22 protein-coding genes are annotated in these 19,255 nt (G+C 44.2%); 15 read left to right on the forward strand and 7 right to left on the reverse strand.

Annotated elements, in window-relative coordinates:
• Positions 1 to 180 precede the first annotated feature (180 nt).
• Positions 181 to 456 carry a nitrogenase-stabilizing/protective protein NifW gene (locus FR741_RS18990; RefSeq protein WP_005498697.1) on the forward strand — a complete coding sequence of 92 codons (276 nt, stop codon included), beginning with the start codon at positions 181 to 183 and terminating at the stop codon, positions 454 to 456.
• Positions 457 to 575: 119 nt separating this feature from the next.
• Here FR741_RS18990 and FR741_RS18995 read toward each other — a convergent pair whose 3' ends face one another.
• Positions 576 to 1,676 carry an alkene reductase gene (locus FR741_RS18995; RefSeq protein ID WP_167427448.1) on the reverse strand — a complete coding sequence of 367 codons (1,101 nt, stop codon included), beginning with the start codon at positions 1,674 to 1,676 and terminating at the stop codon, positions 576 to 578.
• 11 nt (positions 1,677 to 1,687) lie between these two features.
• On the reverse strand, positions 1,688 to 2,074 hold the full coding sequence (gene gloA / locus FR741_RS19000; protein WP_167427449.1) for a lactoylglutathione lyase: 387 nt from the start codon (positions 2,072 to 2,074) through the stop codon (positions 1,688 to 1,690).
• A 210-nt stretch (positions 2,075 to 2,284) separates the two neighbouring features.
• On the opposite strand from gloA, the gene FR741_RS19005 reads away from it, so the two are divergent.
• Both FR741_RS19005 and FR741_RS19010 read left to right on the forward strand, forming a co-directional pair.
• Complete coding sequence (locus FR741_RS19005) at positions 2,285 to 2,713, forward strand: PaaI family thioesterase (RefSeq protein WP_045627353.1); 429 nt, start codon at positions 2,285 to 2,287, stop codon at positions 2,711 to 2,713.
• A 26-nt stretch (positions 2,714 to 2,739) separates the two neighbouring features.
• Positions 2,740 to 3,129: a MazG nucleotide pyrophosphohydrolase domain-containing protein gene (locus tag FR741_RS19010; RefSeq protein WP_167427450.1), complete on the forward strand. Its 390-nt coding sequence runs from the start codon at positions 2,740 to 2,742 to the stop codon at positions 3,127 to 3,129.
• Positions 3,130 to 3,174: 45 nt separating this feature from the next.
• Here the strand turns inward: FR741_RS19010 and FR741_RS19015 are convergent, their stop codons facing one another.
• Positions 3,175 to 4,050 carry a universal stress protein gene (locus FR741_RS19015; protein WP_167427451.1) on the reverse strand — a complete coding sequence of 292 codons (876 nt, stop codon included), beginning with the start codon at positions 4,048 to 4,050 and terminating at the stop codon, positions 3,175 to 3,177.
• A gap of 212 nt (positions 4,051 to 4,262) precedes the next feature.
• Here FR741_RS19015 and FR741_RS19020 point away from each other — a divergent pair, with 212 nt between their 5' ends.
• The 7 genes from FR741_RS19020 to def all read left to right on the forward strand — a co-directional run bounded on the left by FR741_RS19020 (position 4,263) and on the right by def (position 10,213).
• Positions 4,263 to 5,609, forward strand: coding sequence for a magnesium transporter (locus tag FR741_RS19020; RefSeq protein WP_167427452.1), 1,347 nt, complete (start codon positions 4,263 to 4,265; stop codon positions 5,607 to 5,609).
• A gap of 293 nt (positions 5,610 to 5,902) precedes the next feature.
• Positions 5,903 to 6,439 carry an AAA family ATPase gene (locus FR741_RS19025; protein WP_167427453.1) on the forward strand — a complete coding sequence of 179 codons (537 nt, stop codon included), beginning with the start codon at positions 5,903 to 5,905 and terminating at the stop codon, positions 6,437 to 6,439.
• A gap of 113 nt (positions 6,440 to 6,552) precedes the next feature.
• The gene (locus FR741_RS19030) at positions 6,553 to 7,998 is read left to right on the forward strand and encodes an AGE family epimerase/isomerase (protein ID WP_167427454.1); all 1,446 of its coding nucleotides are present in this window, start codon (positions 6,553 to 6,555) and stop codon (positions 7,996 to 7,998) included.
• Between the two features lie 100 nt (positions 7,999 to 8,098).
• Positions 8,099 to 8,350, forward strand: coding sequence for a DUF2999 family protein (locus FR741_RS19035; protein WP_005395194.1), 252 nt, complete (start codon positions 8,099 to 8,101; stop codon positions 8,348 to 8,350).
• A 316-nt stretch (positions 8,351 to 8,666) separates the two neighbouring features.
• Positions 8,667 to 8,996 (forward strand): YceK/YidQ family lipoprotein, encoded by a 330-nt coding sequence (locus FR741_RS19040; RefSeq protein WP_080253353.1) that lies wholly within the window; start codon positions 8,667 to 8,669, stop codon positions 8,994 to 8,996.
• A gap of 31 nt (positions 8,997 to 9,027) precedes the next feature.
• Entirely contained in the window at positions 9,028 to 9,486 is a 459-nt protein-coding gene (locus FR741_RS23530) for an ABZJ_00895 family protein (RefSeq protein WP_054867394.1), read from the forward strand.
• Between the two features lie 220 nt (positions 9,487 to 9,706).
• Positions 9,707 to 10,213: a peptide deformylase gene (gene def, locus FR741_RS19050; protein WP_005388756.1), complete on the forward strand. Its 507-nt coding sequence runs from the start codon at positions 9,707 to 9,709 to the stop codon at positions 10,211 to 10,213.
• Between the two features lie 64 nt (positions 10,214 to 10,277).
• Here the strand turns inward: def and FR741_RS19055 are convergent, their stop codons facing one another.
• The gene (locus tag FR741_RS19055; RefSeq protein ID WP_167427455.1) at positions 10,278 to 10,676 is read right to left on the reverse strand and encodes a helix-turn-helix domain-containing protein; all 399 of its coding nucleotides are present in this window, start codon (positions 10,674 to 10,676) and stop codon (positions 10,278 to 10,280) included.
• Between the two features lie 73 nt (positions 10,677 to 10,749).
• On the opposite strand from FR741_RS19055, the gene FR741_RS19060 reads away from it, so the two are divergent.
• The 4 genes from FR741_RS19060 (at position 10,750) to FR741_RS19075 (ending at position 14,405) form a co-directional block, all read left to right on the forward strand.
• Entirely contained in the window at positions 10,750 to 11,253 is a 504-nt protein-coding gene (locus FR741_RS19060; protein ID WP_047008307.1) for a DUF2938 domain-containing protein, read from the forward strand.
• A gap of 232 nt (positions 11,254 to 11,485) precedes the next feature.
• Complete coding sequence (locus FR741_RS19065; protein ID WP_167427456.1) at positions 11,486 to 12,514, forward strand: phospholipase A; 1,029 nt, start codon at positions 11,486 to 11,488, stop codon at positions 12,512 to 12,514.
• A 94-nt stretch (positions 12,515 to 12,608) separates the two neighbouring features.
• The gene (locus FR741_RS19070; protein WP_005395188.1) at positions 12,609 to 13,067 is read left to right on the forward strand and encodes a hypothetical protein; all 459 of its coding nucleotides are present in this window, start codon (positions 12,609 to 12,611) and stop codon (positions 13,065 to 13,067) included.
• A 333-nt stretch (positions 13,068 to 13,400) separates the two neighbouring features.
• Positions 13,401 to 14,405: a metal-dependent hydrolase gene (locus FR741_RS19075; RefSeq protein ID WP_167427457.1), complete on the forward strand. Its 1,005-nt coding sequence runs from the start codon at positions 13,401 to 13,403 to the stop codon at positions 14,403 to 14,405.
• A gap of 41 nt (positions 14,406 to 14,446) precedes the next feature.
• On the opposite strand, the gene FR741_RS19080 is transcribed toward FR741_RS19075, so the two are convergent.
• The 3 genes from FR741_RS19080 to FR741_RS19090 all read right to left on the reverse strand — a co-directional run bounded on the left by FR741_RS19080 (position 14,447) and on the right by FR741_RS19090 (position 17,886).
• Positions 14,447 to 14,839, reverse strand: coding sequence for a hypothetical protein (locus FR741_RS19080; protein WP_047008310.1), 393 nt, complete (start codon positions 14,837 to 14,839; stop codon positions 14,447 to 14,449).
• Between the two features lie 504 nt (positions 14,840 to 15,343).
• Positions 15,344 to 17,104, reverse strand: a complete 1,761-nt coding sequence (locus FR741_RS19085) for an ABC transporter ATP-binding protein/permease (RefSeq protein ID WP_167427458.1) — start codon at positions 17,102 to 17,104, stop codon at positions 15,344 to 15,346.
• 167 nt (positions 17,105 to 17,271) lie between these two features.
• Positions 17,272 to 17,886: a 3'-5' exonuclease gene (locus FR741_RS19090; RefSeq protein ID WP_167427459.1), complete on the reverse strand. Its 615-nt coding sequence runs from the start codon at positions 17,884 to 17,886 to the stop codon at positions 17,272 to 17,274.
• Between the two features lie 356 nt (positions 17,887 to 18,242).
• Here FR741_RS19090 and FR741_RS19095 point away from each other — a divergent pair, with 356 nt between their 5' ends.
• A complete protein-coding gene (locus tag FR741_RS19095) occupies positions 18,243 to 19,103 on the forward strand; it encodes an immunity 49 family protein (protein WP_167427460.1) in 861 nt (286 codons plus the stop codon).
• Positions 19,104 to 19,255 lie beyond the last annotated feature (152 nt).

The raw sequence follows: 19,255 nt of genomic DNA on the forward strand, positions 1-19,255 counted from the left end.
GTTTATTTAAATCAGTGTCTTAAGGTGATTATTAAAATAAAAAGGTTGGGGAAATAACGAATTCCCAAATTGAATTTCAATATGGAAATTCCAGAAAGAGTGATGTTAGAAGCGCTAAATCAAAGAACGTAAAGCGCGAGACACATAAACTTCATTGAAAACGATAACGCTAAAGAAACGATGACAGAGAATACGATTCAGGAAAAAATTGCCAGCTTTACTTGTATCGAAGAAGCGTTGGATTACTTCGAAATCGAGTTTGATAGCCGATTTATCGAAAACAATCGAACCGAGTTGGTTAAGAGGTTTAACGGCTACTTAATCCTCACTAAACCGGATGATTGGTTTTCAGGCCGCCGCGCACTCAAAAACGCCTACTGTAAAGTACAACGCAGTTTACTAAGTAAAACGACGCGCTCTGCGTGCCGAGGTTGTACATCTTGTCAAAGACGTTAACCCTTGGTGGCTTGCCTAAAAAAGAACCCTGCATCTTGGCGTCACAGGGGGAAGAGCAAGGTTCTTTTGGGTTAGCTATTGGTTTGTCGTGAGTTGCGAATCAGCTTTACGCAGATGAATTAACCCGCATGATACGCAGGGTAGTCCACTAAGCCTTTTTCACCGCCGCCGAACAATGTGGCAGAGTCATGTTCTGCCAGTGGGTAGCCATGCTTGATGCGGCTTGGTAAGTCTGGGTTTGCAACAAACGGACGACCAAAACCGATCATGTCGGCTAAGCCACTTTCAATCGCGTATTGCGCCTTTTCTGCGTTGTAACGACCGGCATAGATCAGTGTGCCTTTATACGCCTCACGAACTGCGGTTTTAAAGGCGAGTGGAGTGTCTGGCGCGTCGTCCCAATCCACTTCTGCAATGTGAATGTAAACAACATTGAGTTTATCAAGCAGCGCAGCAGCAGCGGTGTAGGTGTCGACAGGTGTGCTATCAACGGTGCCGTTTAACGAAGTGAATGGTGCAAGGCGAACACCAACACGATCTGCGCCAATGGCTTGCGTCATCGCTTCGACCACTTCACCAAGAAAACGCAGACGGTTTTCAATTGAGCCGCCGTATTCATCGGTGCGGTTGTTCGCTTCAGAATCGATAAACTGGTTAACCAAGTAGCCATTTGCTGCGTGAAGTTCGACACCATCAAACCCAGCTTTTATCGCGTTTAATGCGGCTTGGCGGTATTCTTCAATAACATTCTTGATGTCTTGTTTGGTCATTTCACGCGGCTCAACCACGTCGACAAAGCCAGGTTCGTCAGTGCCATTGTCGATAAATACTTTCACGTTTTCCGCTTTAAGCGCAGAAGAAGAAATAGGTTGCTCGCCGCCGATGTTGTCAGGATGAGTCACACGACCAACATGCCATAATTGCGCGAAGATAACGCCGCGTTTCTCGTGCACTGCATCAGTTACTTTTTTCCAGCCAGCAATTTGCTCTGGGCTATAAATGCCCGGTGTCCACGCGTAGCCTTGACCCATTGGTGAAATTTGCGTGCCTTCTGCAACGATTAATCCCGCTTCGGCGCGTTGAGCGTAGTAGGTGGCCATCATGTCGTTGGCAACATTACCCGGTTGAGAGGCTCGAGAGCGCGTCATCGGAGGCATAACGATGCGGTTTTTTAATGAGAGAGAGCCAAGTTGAATCGGTTGAAATAATGCGTCTGTCATAGGAAACCTCGTTATTGTTTAGTTTGAATCAGTTCGATTGGGTAGCCGTCGGGATCTTTAATGAAGGCGATGTGCGTTTCTCCTCCTTTCATTGGACCGGGTTCGCGAGTGACGTTGCCACCAAGCGCTTTGATTTGTTCGCAAGCTGCGTAAATGTCTTCACACCCAAGCGCCATGTGTCCGAATGCGTTACCTAAGTCGTAACTGCCGGTATCCCAGTTATAAGTTAGCTCGATGGTCGCGCCATCTGGTTGATCAGGGCTACCAACAAACACCAGTGAGTAACGGTATTCTTGGTTTTCAAAACGATCCAAAACGCTCATACCCAGAACTTTTGTATAAAATTCGATAGATTTGTCTAGGTCAACAACACGGATCATCGTGTGGAGAAACTTCATAAGTCGCCTTTCATAACGTTGCGTAATCACGATGCAAACCTTATCGCCACTCTAAATAAACTGGAAATTATCGTTAATTATGAAAATGATTATTTAACGTTATGGATAATGAGGTTGTTGGCCCTACAACGTGCAAACAAAGATTACTCGCCGTTTCTTTTTAATAATTGGCATATGCTAATTACTCTTTTTACAAGCTGAGTACTTAACATGTCCGCAAACAGTCACTTTCATTCCACTCACGAATCTCATTATCAATGTGCGGTTTGTTCTTCAATCGATGCGAATCCGAACTCTTTGGCTGTGAACTACCAGTGCCTAGCCGATGGTTCTGTTGTCGGAGAGTTTCACGTTTTACCGCGTCATCAAGGTTACACCGACCTGTTGCATGGTGGCATTGCGAGTTCGCTGCTCGATGGTGCAATGACACACTGTTTGTTATTTAAAGACATTCAAGCCCTTACCGCGCAGTTGGATGTGCGCTACCATGCACCTATTGAGTTAGATGAGCACGTCACGATTACTGCACACTGTGAAGGTGAACGCCGCGGTATATATCAACTGGTGGCTCAATTACTGGTCAATAATGAAGTTAGAGTGACGGCAAAAGGGAAGTTTATTCGCCCTAAAGAGGCGTAAATAAAAACTCGTTCTACGGAGAGATAATGAAGAAATTTGATGAGTTGTACGCAATTGCGACGAGAAAATCTCAATATGACCAAACCAACACTTGGTTTAAAGGCGTAGAGACTTATCTGGAGGCCATTAGCAAAGAAGTCGATGAAGTCCGTGAAGAGATTCGTGAGGACCGCCTTTGTCATTTGGAAGACGAGTTAGGCGATGTGTTGTGGAACTATCTTAACGTATTAAAAGTGTTGGAAAGAGAAAAGGGCATAGATCCTGAGAAAGTACTCGAAAGAGCCTGCACTAAATACGAGCAGCGTGTATCTGCGATTGAATCGGGACGCAGTTGGGATGAGGTTAAACAGCAGCAGAAACAAGCCTTGAACGCGGAACATGAAGCCGCGCAGTTAGAGACCATGAAGAGCCAATAACTGCGCGTGATATTATTGAAGATGCGGCGGGATGGGGAAGCCTGATCAATCCTTCGTGCTATTGACGAGCAGCAGGTCACAAGGCGGTTGATCAAGTAACGTGTCTACAGTGCTGCCAGACCAAAATTGGGATGACATGCTTCGTTTACATGCGCCCATAATCAGAATTGCCGCTTGTGATTGCTTAACTGCTTTTGGTAACGCCGTTTCAGGGTTTCCTTCTGGCAGCAGTAGTGGTACTCGTGTTAACTTTTGCGCAGTAATAAAGTCCGTAATGCCTGCTTTTTGATTGCTCAAAATCTCTGCACGATAGCGAGATAGATAAGGCGCAACGTAGCGGCAGTAAACTAACGTCATTTTTCCGCTCAAGGTTTTTTCTAGCTTTGAGCCTCGCGATACGATGGCTCTATCTACGACTGATTTTGCATCTCCGCGATGAAGCGGATCTATCGCGCAAAGCATGTTGGCGTGAGAAGGCCATGAACGCTCACTTAATAGTAATAAATCACAATCGTTTTTTGCTAGCTCGGTGAGTAAGGTTTGAATTTCGTGCTTGTTAAAATGCCCCACGAGCAGTAAATCTGTGTGGTCGACAAGCCGTTTCGCGACTTGAGCAATCCAATGACTCCCTTTGAAATGCTCGTAAGAGAGTGTTGGCGTTTCAACTTCCTCTTCTTCACAAAGTTCGATAACGAAGTCTTTAAATTTTGATGTCCAAGCTTCAAACTCAGCTTGTCTCTTTTCTATATGGTCAGAGTTGAAACTAAGGAAATGCGCGAACGCGTGATCTTCACTCCGGCGGTGGTCTTCCACCAATACCACGATGGGTTGAGCCAGCGCTGTCGTAAACTGAATCACTTTACGAAGCACCTTACGACTTGGTAAGGCAGCTTGCTGAGTCAGAAAAAATACTGGTGCCATTGATTACTCCATTATCAAACGAGGCAAATGCGCCTAATGCACACTAAAAGTTTATACCATCCCCTTATACAAAGACGTTCTGTTTCTGCGAGCAAAATATAAATTCCGCAATTGTGCGCGCCATTGCCTAGAATTTTAACATCAGGATCTCATGCCTTTAGATAATAGATATCGTGTTGACACTAACGTGATGTCCAAGGAAATCGGTGACAATGATGATAGATTCCAGCCAATTACAAATTAATCGCAAAGTGCCTCATTTGCTTGCCGAGATCATTAAAGCGATAGAGTCGACCGAAGACCTCAGTTTTTTGAAAGACTATCAGGAAGCGCAAATCGCGAACATTTTGGAGTCGGTCAACATTGCTTATCGTAAACGCGTGATAGAAGCGGTGCCGCCAGAGAAGTACTGGACGGTATTAAATTTGCTGCGATACGACACCGCCAAGCACATTCATCAATCACTCAACAAAGAGCTGCAACATGAACGCTTAGCGTACATCACGGATTCGGAACTGATCATCTTTGCAGACTTTCTACCGACCGAATTTGTGGATGAGTACCTTATCGACCAAAGTGAAGAGTCGGTCGCGCACATTCAACAAGCATTGTCGTATGAAGACAACAAAGTAGGACGATATGCCGAGCCGTATTTTTTGGTCGCGAATCCTAAAAACAGCGTAGGAGGCATCAAAAACGAGTTGTTAAAACGTGGACAAAGCCCGGTGCGATTGATCATTGTGCGCGATGTCGGAGGCGTTATTGGGACGATAGAACCTCAAACCCTGTTGCTGCATGAGAACCATACCAAACTCACAGACTTGACCGCAGTCACGCCAATTCTGGAAGATATCCAAACGATTCAAAGCGTCAGTAAACAGGTCTCGATTGATGGTGGCGCGCATTGGTTTCCTATCATGGCTGGTGGCAAAATTATGGGCGTTTTGTCGATGGCGACCATCGCGATTACCTTGCGTGAACTCAGCCTACAAGCTGTAGTGGCAGAAAACGTACGAAGCGAAGAAGATTTGTTCACACCATTAACTGTGGCGACAAGGCTAAGAGCACTTTGGTTGGTGATTAATTTGCTGACTGCCTTTGTTGCCTCTGCCATCATTGGTATTTTTGATAATGTGGTCGAGCAAGTCGTTGCGCTTGCGATCTTAATGCCCGTTGTGGCGAGTATGGGCGGCATCGCAGGTAGCCAAACCTTAGCGGTGGCCATTCGGGGTATCGCACTCAACCATTTGCACCAAAGTAACTTGAAGCTATTGGTGAATAAGGAATTAAAAATCGCCACCATTAATGGCTTGATCATGGGATTAGTCATCGCGGGTGTCGTCTACATGGTGTTTGACTCTTGGCCATTGGCGCTTATTATCTGCTGCGCAATTTTTCTCAATAGTCTGGCGGCTGCGGCATCGGGTACGCTGATACCATTCACGTTGAAGAAGTTTAACATTGACCCCGCCGTGGCTGGCTCGGTAGTATTGACGACCGTTACTGATGTCGTCGGTTTCTTTGCATTCTTAGGCTTAGGTGCCATTTTCTTGATATAGAAAGCCAATTGACGCGCTAACCCGCTGAACCAATCTCTCCATTTTCCAACCCAATTTTTTGGGCAAGCTTGGTTCGCTCAAAATTCCTCCGTTTTTCATAAACGCTGAACACGCCGTTTAAGCTTTCATTTCATCAATATTTTTTTCACTGCTCATTTCTATCCCAAAACATTCCACTGCCGATCTCGCTTAACGCTGGCGTGCCAAATGCCAATTTCAAACGCCAGATCATGCCAATTATCTTGGCTGTACCCGCATTACTTCACTCAAACAAAAAAAATAAGGAAACAATTTTGAATAAACTCATCGTATTCACTGGTGGTCCCGGTGCAGGAAAAACCTCGGTAATCGAACAACTAAAAACACAAGGCTTTATCTGCTCGCCAGAAACAGGTCGTCACGTAATACAAAGGCAGGTTACGAATCACGGTTCAGCATTACCTTGGAATGACAAACAAGCCTTTCGAGACGAAATGATGAAGGCAGAAGTGAGCAATTACCGAGCTTTCAATGTCCGCCAGGGGGACGTGTTTTTTGATCGCAGTATTGTGGACGTATATGGCTACAGCAAGTTGGAACAATTGCCAATCTCGCATGAGCTCATCACGCATTGCCAGACGCTTCGTTATCATTCTCAAGTGTTCATTTTTCCACCGTGGTCGTCGATATTCAGCAACGATGAAGAGCGAAAGCAAGATTTTTCTGAAGCGGTCGCCACGCATAAACAGATGGTCGATGCATACCACAAGTTCGGTTATCAATTGTTCGAAGTGCCCAAAATGTCAGTCGAAGACAGAGTGGCGTTTATTCTCGACTCAGTCATCGAATAAGGCAGACAGATGAACAATGCAAACAAATGCGTAAGGCGATTGTGACAACGACGACAATATGCGTAAAGGGAGTTATTTATACTGGATAAAATTCAATAACTTAATTGAGCATTATGTCTTTTAAATATCTTACCTTATTGCTCGCAACGACGAGCATGAACAGCTTTGCTGATGTGGAGCTGCCTTCGGGGGATGATTGGTTAAACCATGTGACGAATGGCCTAGCCCCATATTGGATGATGGAAAGTGCGCATGGGCAACCTGCGGGGAATTTTCCGACATTTCGTTGTGATAACGGTGTCATTCTCGACCCACAAAAGCCGTGTGAAGAATTAAACAAAGGGTGGATTATCCCGCACTTCGATCGCGAATACACACGCATGAAATCGCGCCAAACTTACGCTTATGGCGTGCTTTTTCATCTTACGGGTGACAAACAAGCATTAGAGCTGGCAAAGAAAGGGGCTTATTACCTGATTGATCATCTACAAGATGAGAAAAACGGCGGCTTTGTGAGCTTTACGCGTAGTGGAAAACCGGGGATGGAGTGGCAACAGCGAACTTCTCAAGACCAAGCTTACGCCTTGGTGGGTTTAGCGATGTACTACTACTTGACGCAAGATCCAAAGGTTGAACAAGCACTTATCGACCAGCAAGCGTTTATATTTAAACAATACCGACGAAGCGATGATCGCGGTCTGGCGTGGGTTTTGAAAGATGGTGATGGAGAAAGTGAGAAGCAGCAAGAGTTAGTCGCTCAACTTGACCAAATCAATGGCTACCTGTTGTTAACGGCGCCACTTTTACCAGAACCAGCGCAAGCCAAGTGGAAACAAGATCTGGAGTGGCTGACGCAAGTGATGCTAGATAACTACCATTCCGTCAAAGAGCAGCGTTTTTATGGCGCGATACACCACAAAGCGGTAATGATGTCAGATGCGAAACACAATGATTTTGGACACACCATCAAAGCGTATTGGATGACGTATCTCACTGGTCAGTTGTTGGGGAAATCCAATTGGACAGAGTTTGGTTTCAAAGGAATGAAACACACGCTTAAACAGGCGCAATACCAGCAAAACTTTGAGCAAGTCAAAGCGTTCTTCTCGCCAGAATGGCAGACTAAATGGACGCAAGAGAGCATTCCTGCTTGGCAATCAAGACCGCACAAACACTATAGCTCGTCTTGGGAATGGGCAGAACTCGATCAAGCGGCGATGACGGTTTCTCTTGTCGATGATTCGATGAAAGAAACGTTGCAATATACATTACCCACCTTTATGGACGTGTGGGTGGATCATCAGTACGGAGGTGTTGGTCTGAATCCTAAATCAACCAAAGCGTTCCATTGGGGAAATGGTTACCACCAGTTTGAACATGCGTTGGTCGGATATTTGTACGCGCAACAAATGGCAAAACAGCCCGCCAAGCTTTACTACGCGCGACCAGCCGAGAGTAAAATGCCACTTAATCCATATTACTTTAACGCGGATATAAAAGCGCTTTCATCGCAAAGTGATGGAGTCACTACCGCAACGTTCACCAATATTCGACCATAACTTGGTCGATGGTGGTGTGGTGGTTAAAGTCTGCGTGCAAACTAACAAAACCCAATGGTAAACTGCGGGTCTGTTTTACATAGTATTTAAAGGTAATTTGATGAACCCGATTCTTGCGATGTTGAAAGAAAACAATATTAGCGACGAGCAAATCAACGAGCTATTTCAGGCGTTAACTCAAAACCCTCTGGCTGCAATGGCAACTATCAGCCAACTAGGTCTGCCACAAGATCAGCTTCAAGCGTTAATGGCGCAGGTAATGCAAAACCCTGTATTGATTAAAGAAGCAGTGGAAGAGCTGGGCCTAGACTTCTCCAAAGTAGTAGAAGCCAAAGCGAAGCTACAGCAGTAATCGAGTTTTCGATAAAAACAAAAGCCGCCAGAGCCAAATGGTTCTGGCGGCTTTTTTACATCAGATGAAAGGTACGCGACTCCAACGGGAAAGCGAATAGGTTGAGCTTAACTTGGTGCTTGCATAAAAAATTAAGTGCGATTCTAGTCACGTCGCATGAACTCACGGGTGCTATTGGAAATAAATGAATTGTTTCTAATACATAGAACGTATTAACATGGTTGCACTAGGCCCATATGAGTAAATTCATTGAATATACAATTTGAGAGAGAGGGTTTAGTTTTAAAAAATAATAGTTAGTTGGAATCTAGGTTAAATGAAAATAAATATATTTAAAAAGCTACAAGTTGTATTTCTTGTGGTGTCAGCATCTTTAATGGTGGGGTGTTCATCTATAGATGCGCATGCTGGTGGCGGATACGGAAAGCCGTTTTCAGGCACAGCGTTATCAGTCGCACGACAACCTTGCTATTTAAGATCTGATATTACTTCCATCGCGTTATATCCACTTTCATTGATTGACATTCCTTTGTCGTTAGCAACGGACGTTGTGTTTCTTCCTGTTGATTTAGTCATGGTAGCTACACCCACAACTAGTTATGGCGGCGTTGTTTCTCTAGGTTGTCCAAGCGGCAGCATGATCTAAAGTCTGATTTTATTGAAATAAATGGAAGGAAATGAAAGTGGAATCGAAAAATAATTACTCAACAGAAAACAACGCTCCCTCGGTGCTCTTTGTAACGTCGCTTTTGTGTCTGGCATCAGTTTGTTTGGCCATACTGCTATTTATTATTGAGTACATTTCTGGCATGGAAATGAACGGTGTCGGCTTTCTTGGGACGTTAATACCAGCGATGAGTGTAGGATATTATTTTGGCTATAAAACAGGGAATATAATGCCTTCGACAACGAGATGGTATTCAGTGCTGCTTTGGAATTTATCGAGCTTAGTGGTGTTTTCTCTCATCTTAATGTTTTTGGGCATCTCTATATTTGAAGTGATAGCGGAACTAGGCTGGTTCAGTATTATTATCGTTGTATTAACGTTAATAACCGTTTGTCTCGGGTACTTTATTTTCAAGAGTGGTGAAAAAATGGCGATTAAGGTTTTGCTAAAAGCGCAAAAGAGTGCGTAACTCACATATAACGAACGCTTAAAGATAGATACGTAAAAAAGACGCCAGCCATATCGCGCTGGCGTTATTGTTTTCTCTTTCTTTGTGCCTCTTTGGTCTCTAGCAAAATCGAATGTTTTAGACGAAACGGTCTTTCCACGAAAACTCAACATGTTTATGTCTGCCGAAACGTGTGTATAATTCGCCGGAAATTACGATTTACAGATAACGAAAGGTAAGTATGGCAGTCCTCGAAATTCTCTCCATTCCAGACCCAAGGCTTAAAGTAAAAGCAGAAAAAGTCACTGATGTATCGACAGTACAAACGTTGATCGACGATATGCTAGAAACACTTTACGCAACGGGCAATGGCATCGGTTTAGCTTCAACCCAAGTGGGCAGAAAAGAAGCGGTTGTTGTCATCGATATCTCTGACGAACGTAATGATCCTTTAATCTTAGTTAACCCAGAAGTGGTGAGCGGAGAAAACAAAGCACTTGGTCAAGAAGGGTGCCTATCTGTTCCCGAATACTACGCCGATGTAGAGCGTTACACATCAGTTGTTGTGTCTGCATTGGACCGTGATGGCAACCCGATTACAATCGAGAGCGATGAGTTCTTGGCGATTGTGATGCAGCACGAAATTGATCACCTATCTGGTAACTTGTTCATTGATTACCTTTCACCGTTAAAGCAAAAAATGGCGATGAAAAAAGTGAAGAAGTACGTAAAATCGCAAGCTAAGTAATATGAAAGGGAGTAACTCACAACCGCGAGTTACTTCCTTTTAAATCAAGAATAAGTAGAGTGCTTTATCTCGGTTTTTTAGGGACATAACGCTTTACGACCTTCATAAGCTTCTGAAATGAAGAACAGTCCATATGTGACTCATGAGGACAGGAAGCAACATGGTTTAGGCTGTCTCGAACCGCTTTCAAACGTTTTATTTGCTCATCAATTTCAAGCGCCTTTTTCGCCAGTAAGTCACGATCAATGTATGCTTCTGAGTGATTCAACATTTCCGCCATTTCGTTAAGTGATATTCCAGCGATACGCCCTAAACTAATTAAGTTGAGTTTATTGAGTACCTCTGGTGTATATTGACGTCTCAATCCATTCCTTCCTATCGAGCGAATTAACCCTAACTGTTCGTAGTATCTGAGCGTTGAGGTCGGCAATCCTGATTTTTTAACCACTTCTGCAATATCCATATTATTCCTCATTGACTTCAAGTTGTAGCATGCAACTAAGACCTTAACAAATCAAAAACTTGAGGAGCGAAAAATGCTGTTTTTAATAGGATTACAAGCGGCGCTAATAGGGATTGGTGCGACTTTGATAATGGATTTATGGGCTTGGCTACAAAGGAGAGTGTTTGGTATTCCCTCACTAAACTATGCATTGGTTGCGCGCTGGGTTTTATATATGCCCAAAGGAAAGCTTATGCATGCGCCAATTATGGCAACAGACGCGATGTCGGGAGAAAAAGCACTCGGTTGGTTTTTGCACTATGCCATTGGTGTTGTTTTCGCTTTGGCTCACATTGCTGCTTTTGGGCATCATTGGTTGGTAGAGCCTAGTCTAGTGCCCGGCTTAGCCACTGGTGTGGTCACGTTGGTGTTCCCATTTTTTGTCATTCAACCTTGTCTAGGATTTGGTTTTGCTGCCAGTAAAACCCCAACACCTTGGAAAGCCCGTTTTCTTAGCACATTGGCGCATTTGGCTTACGGCTTGGGTTTATTCATAGCCGGGTTTGCAATCAAAGTGGCGAGCCAGTATTTTGCATAGGGAATATGAGCATCATGCAAACGAGTCTTTTTTGTTTTTATTTATGATGCTCAACTCTTGGACTTTTTTGGCGCGTTGCTCATAGTGGGCCGATATGTTTGAGGTCTGTCGTATTTATCCAAGACGTAAAGTCGGCGAACATTTAACATTACCTTAACGCCAGAATGGCAAGCGGTTTACCAAGAAAAATTAAAATTATCTGGTTTGACATAAAGAATATTAAGGGTTTCAGATGGCTTCAAAAGTGGCAGGGATATCAATACTGAGCTTATTGGCAGCGCCAGTTGCGATGGGAGAAACAGCCAGTGCTTATGATTTATGTTTGCTAGACAAAATTAAGCAAAGCAAAGGTGAGGAAACCATAAAGAGCATTCGCGCGCAGTGTGAGCTCGATGCAGTAACAAGTACAGTGCCCGCTGATCCAGAAATTGAAGAACCTGAGGAGCTTCAGGAAAGCTTGGTCGACAAACGTTTGGAATCAGAACGAGAAAACGCCTTTGAACCATTTAGTTTGGTGGCGCATCGTGTTAACTACATCTTGCCGTTCACTTACAGTGATCGCGTAAATAAGCGTGCTTATGCGGACACTAAGTACGGAGATGAGCTGCGTAAGGAAGAAGCGGAGTTCCAAATTAGTTTTAAAGTGCCAATGAACTACGACGATTTGTTGTTTGATGGGGATGGTTTGTTCTTTGGTATGACGCTAAAGTCATTTTGGCAGGTGTATACAGGAGCAGCATCGCGTCCATTTCGTGAAACCAATTATCGTCCTGAGCTTTTTTATTATACCCCGACAGACTGGAAGCCACTTGATGGCTCGACTTGGTTAGGTTTTGGTATTGAACATGAGTCGAATGGGCAGAGACAAGAGTTATCGCGCAGTTGGAATCGTGTTTACGCCAACTTAACCTTTGCGAAAGACAATTTTGCGGTTTCTCTTCAACCGTGGTGGCGTATACCTGAGGATGAAAAAACATCTCCGAATGATCCTAAAGGTGATGATAACCCGGATATCGAAGATTACATGGGGCACTTTGAGCTATCGAGTGCGTACAAATGGAATGGTTATGAGTTTACCTTCTTGGGCCGCCAGAACTTCCAAACGCATAAAGGCGTTGCCGAATTAGGGGTGTCATTTCCGATCTGGGGCAAACTTCAGGGATACGCACAGTACTCGACGGGGTATGGTAAGAGCTTGATTGACTATGATCATAATCAGCAGCGTATTGGTGTTGGTATCGCGATCAACGGTGTTCTGTAGTTTTTCGGTAGCTCAATAGAAATAAACGCTGGCAATTGAGATTTCAGTATTTAGAATGCGTGGCTGAAATTGATTTCCAACCTAGAGTGATTTTATGCTTCGTGATTACACCTTCGATTGTCTTGTAACCATGCCTCGTCATGAACTGGAAGAGTTTAGTGCTCGCATGATCAGTAAAATGGTGCCTGAAGACGTGATGAATGAGCTATTTACTTTCGATCAAGAAGAAGTGGATAGCGAAGACCGTATGTTGTCTGCACGTCTTGATGCCATGTTACGCATGACAGCAATCGCACTGAGTGAAATTCAACAAGCGTTTGATGACTCAGACAATGCGAAGCAAAATAGCGAGCGAATGACGCGACTGGTTCTTTGGCATTTCTATGCGATTTCATTCCATTTGGAAGAGGCGATCACGTTAGAAACACACTGTGCACTAGTGGAAAAGCTACTCGAAAATACACCTTCGGATGTTTTTGATTGGGTAAAAACATTGACGGAACTTCTGCACACTTACGCTGAAATCAACGCGAAAGAAAACCCTCAAGACTAAGGTTTTTGTCGTTAATCCTTCAGTAAACAAGGCGAGCCATCCGGTTCGCCTTGTTTTATTTTTGCATCTGTAAAATCCGCAGTTTTGTACTTTTGACGTACACCACAAGCCTCGCTTTAGGTTCGCTTCTCACTAGAGAATAGGGCGATTCCTTCTTACACTAAAATCAAAGTGTTTGTTTTCGAACACTTTAATGCGTCATTAAGGTGTGTCTTCCAATCCACTTAAATACGGATAATTTATGTCGGAGAACGTTCTGGTTTTTAAATTTGAGCCTATTTTGAAGCGTATATGCCTTCTATCTCGGCTACATTTTCGTTGCGGGCGTAAATAATGGACCCGTTAACGCAAGGTTTACTTGGCGCTGCTTTGCCACAGTCTGCAAGTAACAAGCGGCACATTGTGGCTGCTGGCGTGTTAGGCGTGGTTTCAGGGATGGCACCGGATTTGGATGTACTTATCCGTTCATCAACTGACCCATTGCTGTTTTTGGAATATCACCGACACTTTACCCATTCATTGTTGTTTATCCCTTTTGGCAGCTTTCTCTGTGCTTTAGTGTTGTATCCGTTGTTAGCAAAAAAGCGAGGACTAAGCTTCCGGCAGAGTTGGTTTTATTGTGCCCTTGGTTATAGCACCCATGCGCTGTTAGATGCTTGCACCAGCTATGGGACTCAGCTTTTTTGGCCGATAAGCAACACACGCTATGCCTGGAATACGATCTCTGTTATCGATCCCGCTTTCTCACTTCCGATTTTGATCCTGCTTTTCTTTGCCGCACTGAAGCGAAATCGAAATTACGCGCGTGTCGCATTTCTATGGTCTCTGGCTTATCTGACTCTTGGGGTTATTCAACGAGATAGAGCAGAAGCGGCCGGGTGGAAAATCGTCCAAGAGAGACAGCACAGCGCTTTGCAGCTAAAAGCAAAACCAACCTTCGGGAATCTTTTGGTCTGGAAAGTGATTTATGAAACGGAAGATAACTACTATGTGGATGCGGTAAGAGTGGGGCGTTCAATAAAAATCTACCCAGGCGAATCCACACCAAAGCTCAATGTGAAGACTCAATTTCCATGGCTCGATCCGCAATCGCAGCAAGCGAAAGACATCGAACGTTTCCGTTGGTTTTCAAATGGTTTTGTAGCGCAAGACCCGAATAACGAAATGCGAATTGTTGACGTGCGTTACTCCATCGTTCCAAACCAAATTAACGCGCTGTGGGGCATCAATCTATCCCCAAAAGCCAGCGCGGATGAACACGTCGAATACACTGCTCATCAAGGTAGTACAACGGAAGACCGCCAAACTTTTCTCAATATGCTTACGGATTTTGAGTGATGGTTTTTACTTTGGGTACCGATGCGGTGTCGTAATAACCATCACGCTGACTGAAAGTCCTTCACTAGGGTAGGCTTGCTGGCGAAGAAAACTTTGCCAAACAGAGACTTGTACTTCCAGCCAAGAGACAACAGTCGTTTTGCTAAGCTTTTGTTTTCAATGATAGCGACCTCAACGCCTTGGTAATGATATGGATGGCTTTTAATGTAGTCGATAAATGCAGTAAGCACACCTTGCCCGCGAACGGAGGGCGCAAAGTTGACTGCAACAATGGAAAAGCGCTGACTGCCAACAGGGCAACGGACAAAGCAGTGTCCAAGCGGATGAGTGATGGTCTCGGAAAACTCAGGAAACGCGCGAGACTCTAATTCTTGAGAAAGCGCATCGTATTGCTGACATAAATGATAAAAAAGTTGTTTCGCTTCACTGTTCATCTCGGTGCCACTTACTTGTAACTTGGTTTAAAGGCATTGATTTCACGAACATTGTAACCATAGGCAGCAAGACAAAACGCGGTGAATTTTTACAGTGGTAATTTCCTATTTTTGAAACCTAACTTGTTACAAATGAAGTTGATTGGATTTTATATGGTACTTGGGGATGAGTGTTTCTAGTTGAAGGGAGAGTACGCTGGTTACTGGATTCTTACCGGAGTTCCTGTATTAAAACGAGAACCACTTGGTTTAATGCCGCTCGTTTAACTACGAGTGGCATCTTTTTGTATTTCGTTATCTTGTACAGCGGCGAAGGTGCGTGATATAGGATCTTCTATCCTAGCTCTTTATGGTCAAAATTGTCTCTTTAACCACTCCTCAGCACGTTGCTATTAGATTCCTAGTCTCGCCAAGGCTCGCTGGAATGACACAAAAACATCGTTAAGCTATTGGCATTAAATCACTTGGTCCGTTTTTGCTTATTCTTGAGGGCTTAACTAGGCGTTACTCTAAGTGCTTAAATTGTAACGCCACGAGTCGCTGATACAACTCACAGCTTTGCATTAATGATTGGTGGTTACCAACATCGACTAACTCACCATTGTCCAGCACCGCTATTTTATCCGCATGTTGGATAGTCGAAAGGCGATGAGCAATGATAAGTGTTGTGCGTCCTTTCATCAGTGCTTCAAGTGCTTGCTGAACGTGATGTTCACTTTCACTATCAAGGGCGCTGGTAGCTTCGTCTAGTAGTAAGATTTTTGGGTCTTTTAGAATCGCGCGGGCAATCGCAATGCGCTGCTTTTGACCACCTGATAGTCTAACGCCGCGCTCGCCTAAAAAGCTGTGATAGCCTTCGGGAAGCTTCTCAATAAACTCATGGGCATGAGCTTTTTTGGCGGCTTCGATGACTTGTTCATCCGTGGCTTCTGGATTGCCGTAGCGAATATTGTGGAACACATCATGGCTAAACAGCGCTGGCTGTTGTGGTACGAGTGCCATTTGGCGTCGAAGCTCTTTTGGGTCGAACTGTCGAATATCTTCGCCACCAAACAACACTTGCCCCTGTTGTGGGTCATAAAAGCGTTGCAGCAATTCGAATAGTGTTGTTTTACCTGCACCAGAAGGGCCAACCAACGCCAATACTTTGCCTTGTTCTGCGGTTAGATTTAATTCTTTGATAGCTGGTTGATTTGGGCGAGAAGGGTAGTTGAAACTCACCGAATTAAAGTTAACCTCAGCAGGCATATCCGGACGGACAGGCAAATGGTTGCTTGGCGCTTTAATATCGCTGTCTACTTGAAGAATCTCAATCAGTCGCTCGGTAGCACCTGCGGCTCTTTGCAGTTCACCCATGACTTCGGAAATGGTTGCAGTCGATGAGGCAACCATAATGGCGTAAAACACAAACGCTGCTAGGTCTCCCGCAGACATCTTTCCGTGAATCACATCGCTGCCGCCAACCCAAAGCATGCCTGCAATTGCGCTGAACACAATCACAATAACGCCTGATATCAGGATTGCGCGTTGTTTTACTCTCTGTCTGCCCACTTCATACGCTTTTTCCACCTCGACAGCGAAAGCCGCTCGTTCGTACGGCTCTGAGCTAAAACTTTGCACGGTTTTAATATGTTCTATCGCTTCACCTGCGTAGCTGCCGACATCGGCCATTGAGTCTTGACTTTGGCGAGAGAGCGCACGCACGCGTCGTCCATAAAACAAAATCGGAACCAAAACCAAAGGCACAGAAGCAAGCACAATCAGCGTGAGCTTAACGTTGGTGGCAAACAACATTATGATGGCCCCAAAGCACATCAAAGCGCTACGCATCGCCATCGAGAACGATGAACCAATAATGCTTTGCAGCAACGTGGTATCGGTAGTCAGGCGCGACATAATATCGCCGCTACTGTTGGTCTCAAAATAGCTCGGATGCAGCGTAATCACATGGTTAAACACTGAAAGGCGAATATCCGCACTGACGCGCTCACCCACCGAAGAGACAAGGTAAAAGCGAAAGAAGGTCCCAATGGCAATACACAATGTGACACCGACAATAAACTGAATCGCATTGGTAAGCTCTTGCAATGATTGCTGAGCAAAGCCTTGGTCGATAAGAATACGTACTCCATAGCCAACGGATAACGTCAAACTTGCCGTCGCGACAAGGGCAACCAAAGCCGCCGCAACCCGCCATTTATAAGGTGCAATAAAGGTGTTGAGTTTAAGAAGAATGCTGAGATTTTTGTTATTTTTTCGGCTCATGAGTGACTCACAAAGCGTTTTAGGTACCTGGCATAGTAAGCCAGTTTGGTTGGTGAGACCAGCGAACTGCCGCATTCAGATTAGGAAGTTCACTGGGATAGCCAATATTGCATCGAAAATCACTTAAACGTGTAAGAGACGAGAATCAGCTTTTAGCTAGGAGGGGGTTAAGCACGGCTTTTGGCGAGTAGCTGGTCGACTTTTCCTTTTGCTGTTTTACTAACCGTTTGCATCAACTGAAAACTTGGCTTAACGATACCTGAGTTTTCTATCCCTTCGACCATTAAGAGCCAAAGCTTGGCTGTCATTTGCGCATCGGATAGTGCACGGTGGAAAACACCGTCGTTGTCGATATTTTTATAGCGAACAAGTTCACCTAGCTTGTGTGATGGGGCATCTTGAATGAGCCGTCTTGCTACCAGTAAGGAGCAAGCAAACTCCCCCGAATAACTACAGTTGATTCGTTCAAGCTCTGCATCTAAAAATCGTTTATCGAATGAAGCGTTATGAGCGATAAGGTTCTCGCCAGCAATGAACTCACTAAATGACGCCATTACCTCTTCGCAGCTTGGTGCCGATCGCAACATATTGTTGGTAATGCCGGTGTAGTTCTCAATGAAAGAACTCACTCTGAAACCGGGATTCATGAGTTGCTGAAAACTATCGACAACCTCGCCATTGACTAACTTTACTGCACCAATTTCTATTGCGCGATCACCTAAAGTAGGAGAGAGACCTGTGGTTTCAAAGTCGAGTACGACCACAGAGTTTGCTTGAGGCATAAAATTTTCCAGCTGAGTAATATTGCGCAAGAGTATTATTGAAAGCGACAGAAAAAGAAAGGCGAACACAATGGTGAATATCTGTCTATCTTTACTCCACAAAGTCAGTGTTCGTCGTTCACTGTTTATGGACAGGTACGTTCTGGCTTACCCATCGCGGCTTGTGCGGTAGCCTTATATTTCAAATGTTTTTCGGCTTTTCGATTCATTTCAATTAAGCATTAACTTTCGATATAAAATACTGATTATAAATTGATTTTATAAATCAACTTCGGCATCATTCGCGGCTTGATTTTGAAGATGAATATCATCACGGCAAAAAATTAGAACAACTTATAATGCGAGGCTAGGGAACGATGGAACAAATGAAAAATCACTATTTAGAGATACCTGAAGAAAGAAAATTGCGTATTTTTCGTGAAGAAGATGAAGATTTCTACAGCTTCTGGGAAAGAATGCTTGATGAAAAACAATCTTTTTATCAGCAACCTCTTAAAAGAATGAAAGGCGATGCTTGGGATTCGCTTCAGGCATTTTTTACTGCTTCAAAATATGGACAACATCAGGCCTCGCCAGCTTATATAAAAAGAGCGCTTGAGTTACTGAATAACGTATACTTACTGGCCAATCATTCAGACCAAGTTGTTGAATTCTCCGTTGGGCACCGACATTTTTCGGAAGTAGGTGACCGTTCTGTTGCAGGGGGAACGATGGATGCTTGGTTGGATGAAATCTGTTTAGCGATGGCAGCGAGAGATTGGCGCTGTGTAGAGCTGATGACCATCATGGATGAATCATTAGTGTCTATAAAGACACCGTTTAATGTTGCACTGGTCGAGTTCGTTAAAGGTGTATTTAGTAATTCATCAGCGCTACCTGCGTTATTGCAAACTGTGATGGAGAAATCCTCCCCGCAATATTTAGAATCAACCAGGGTGCCCTATGTACATTCTTTGTTTATTCCTTTTGTGAATGTGTTTGTTGCCATTATCGATGGCGATGAGTCACATTATCAAGAAGCACTGAGAGATGCGTTAGAGGCGCATTACCAGTTCTACATGAATGAAGATGTTCGCTATTTGCCAAAAGGAAATGTTTCTCTGAAACTGACTGGTCTTGCTGCATTAGCATACGATAAGTATGGCTGGACGATTCCAGAAACCGCATATTTACCGAAATGGCTCGTTTACGGTGAACATGATCTCTGTTCTAAATAAATCATTCGGAGGCTGGCCCTCAAGCCCACTCGGAGTTGCAGCTCGGAGGCATACACAGAAAATACGCCTCGAAAAAGGTCGTTTTTTAATCGACCACTCGGTAGTAAGGCATAAACTTATCAATATGCGAGCTTACTAACACGCCATACGTG

The sequence above is a fragment of the Vibrio diabolicus genome, assembly GCF_011801455.1.
Taxonomy (GTDB): Bacteria; Pseudomonadota; Gammaproteobacteria; order Enterobacterales; family Vibrionaceae; genus Vibrio; species Vibrio diabolicus.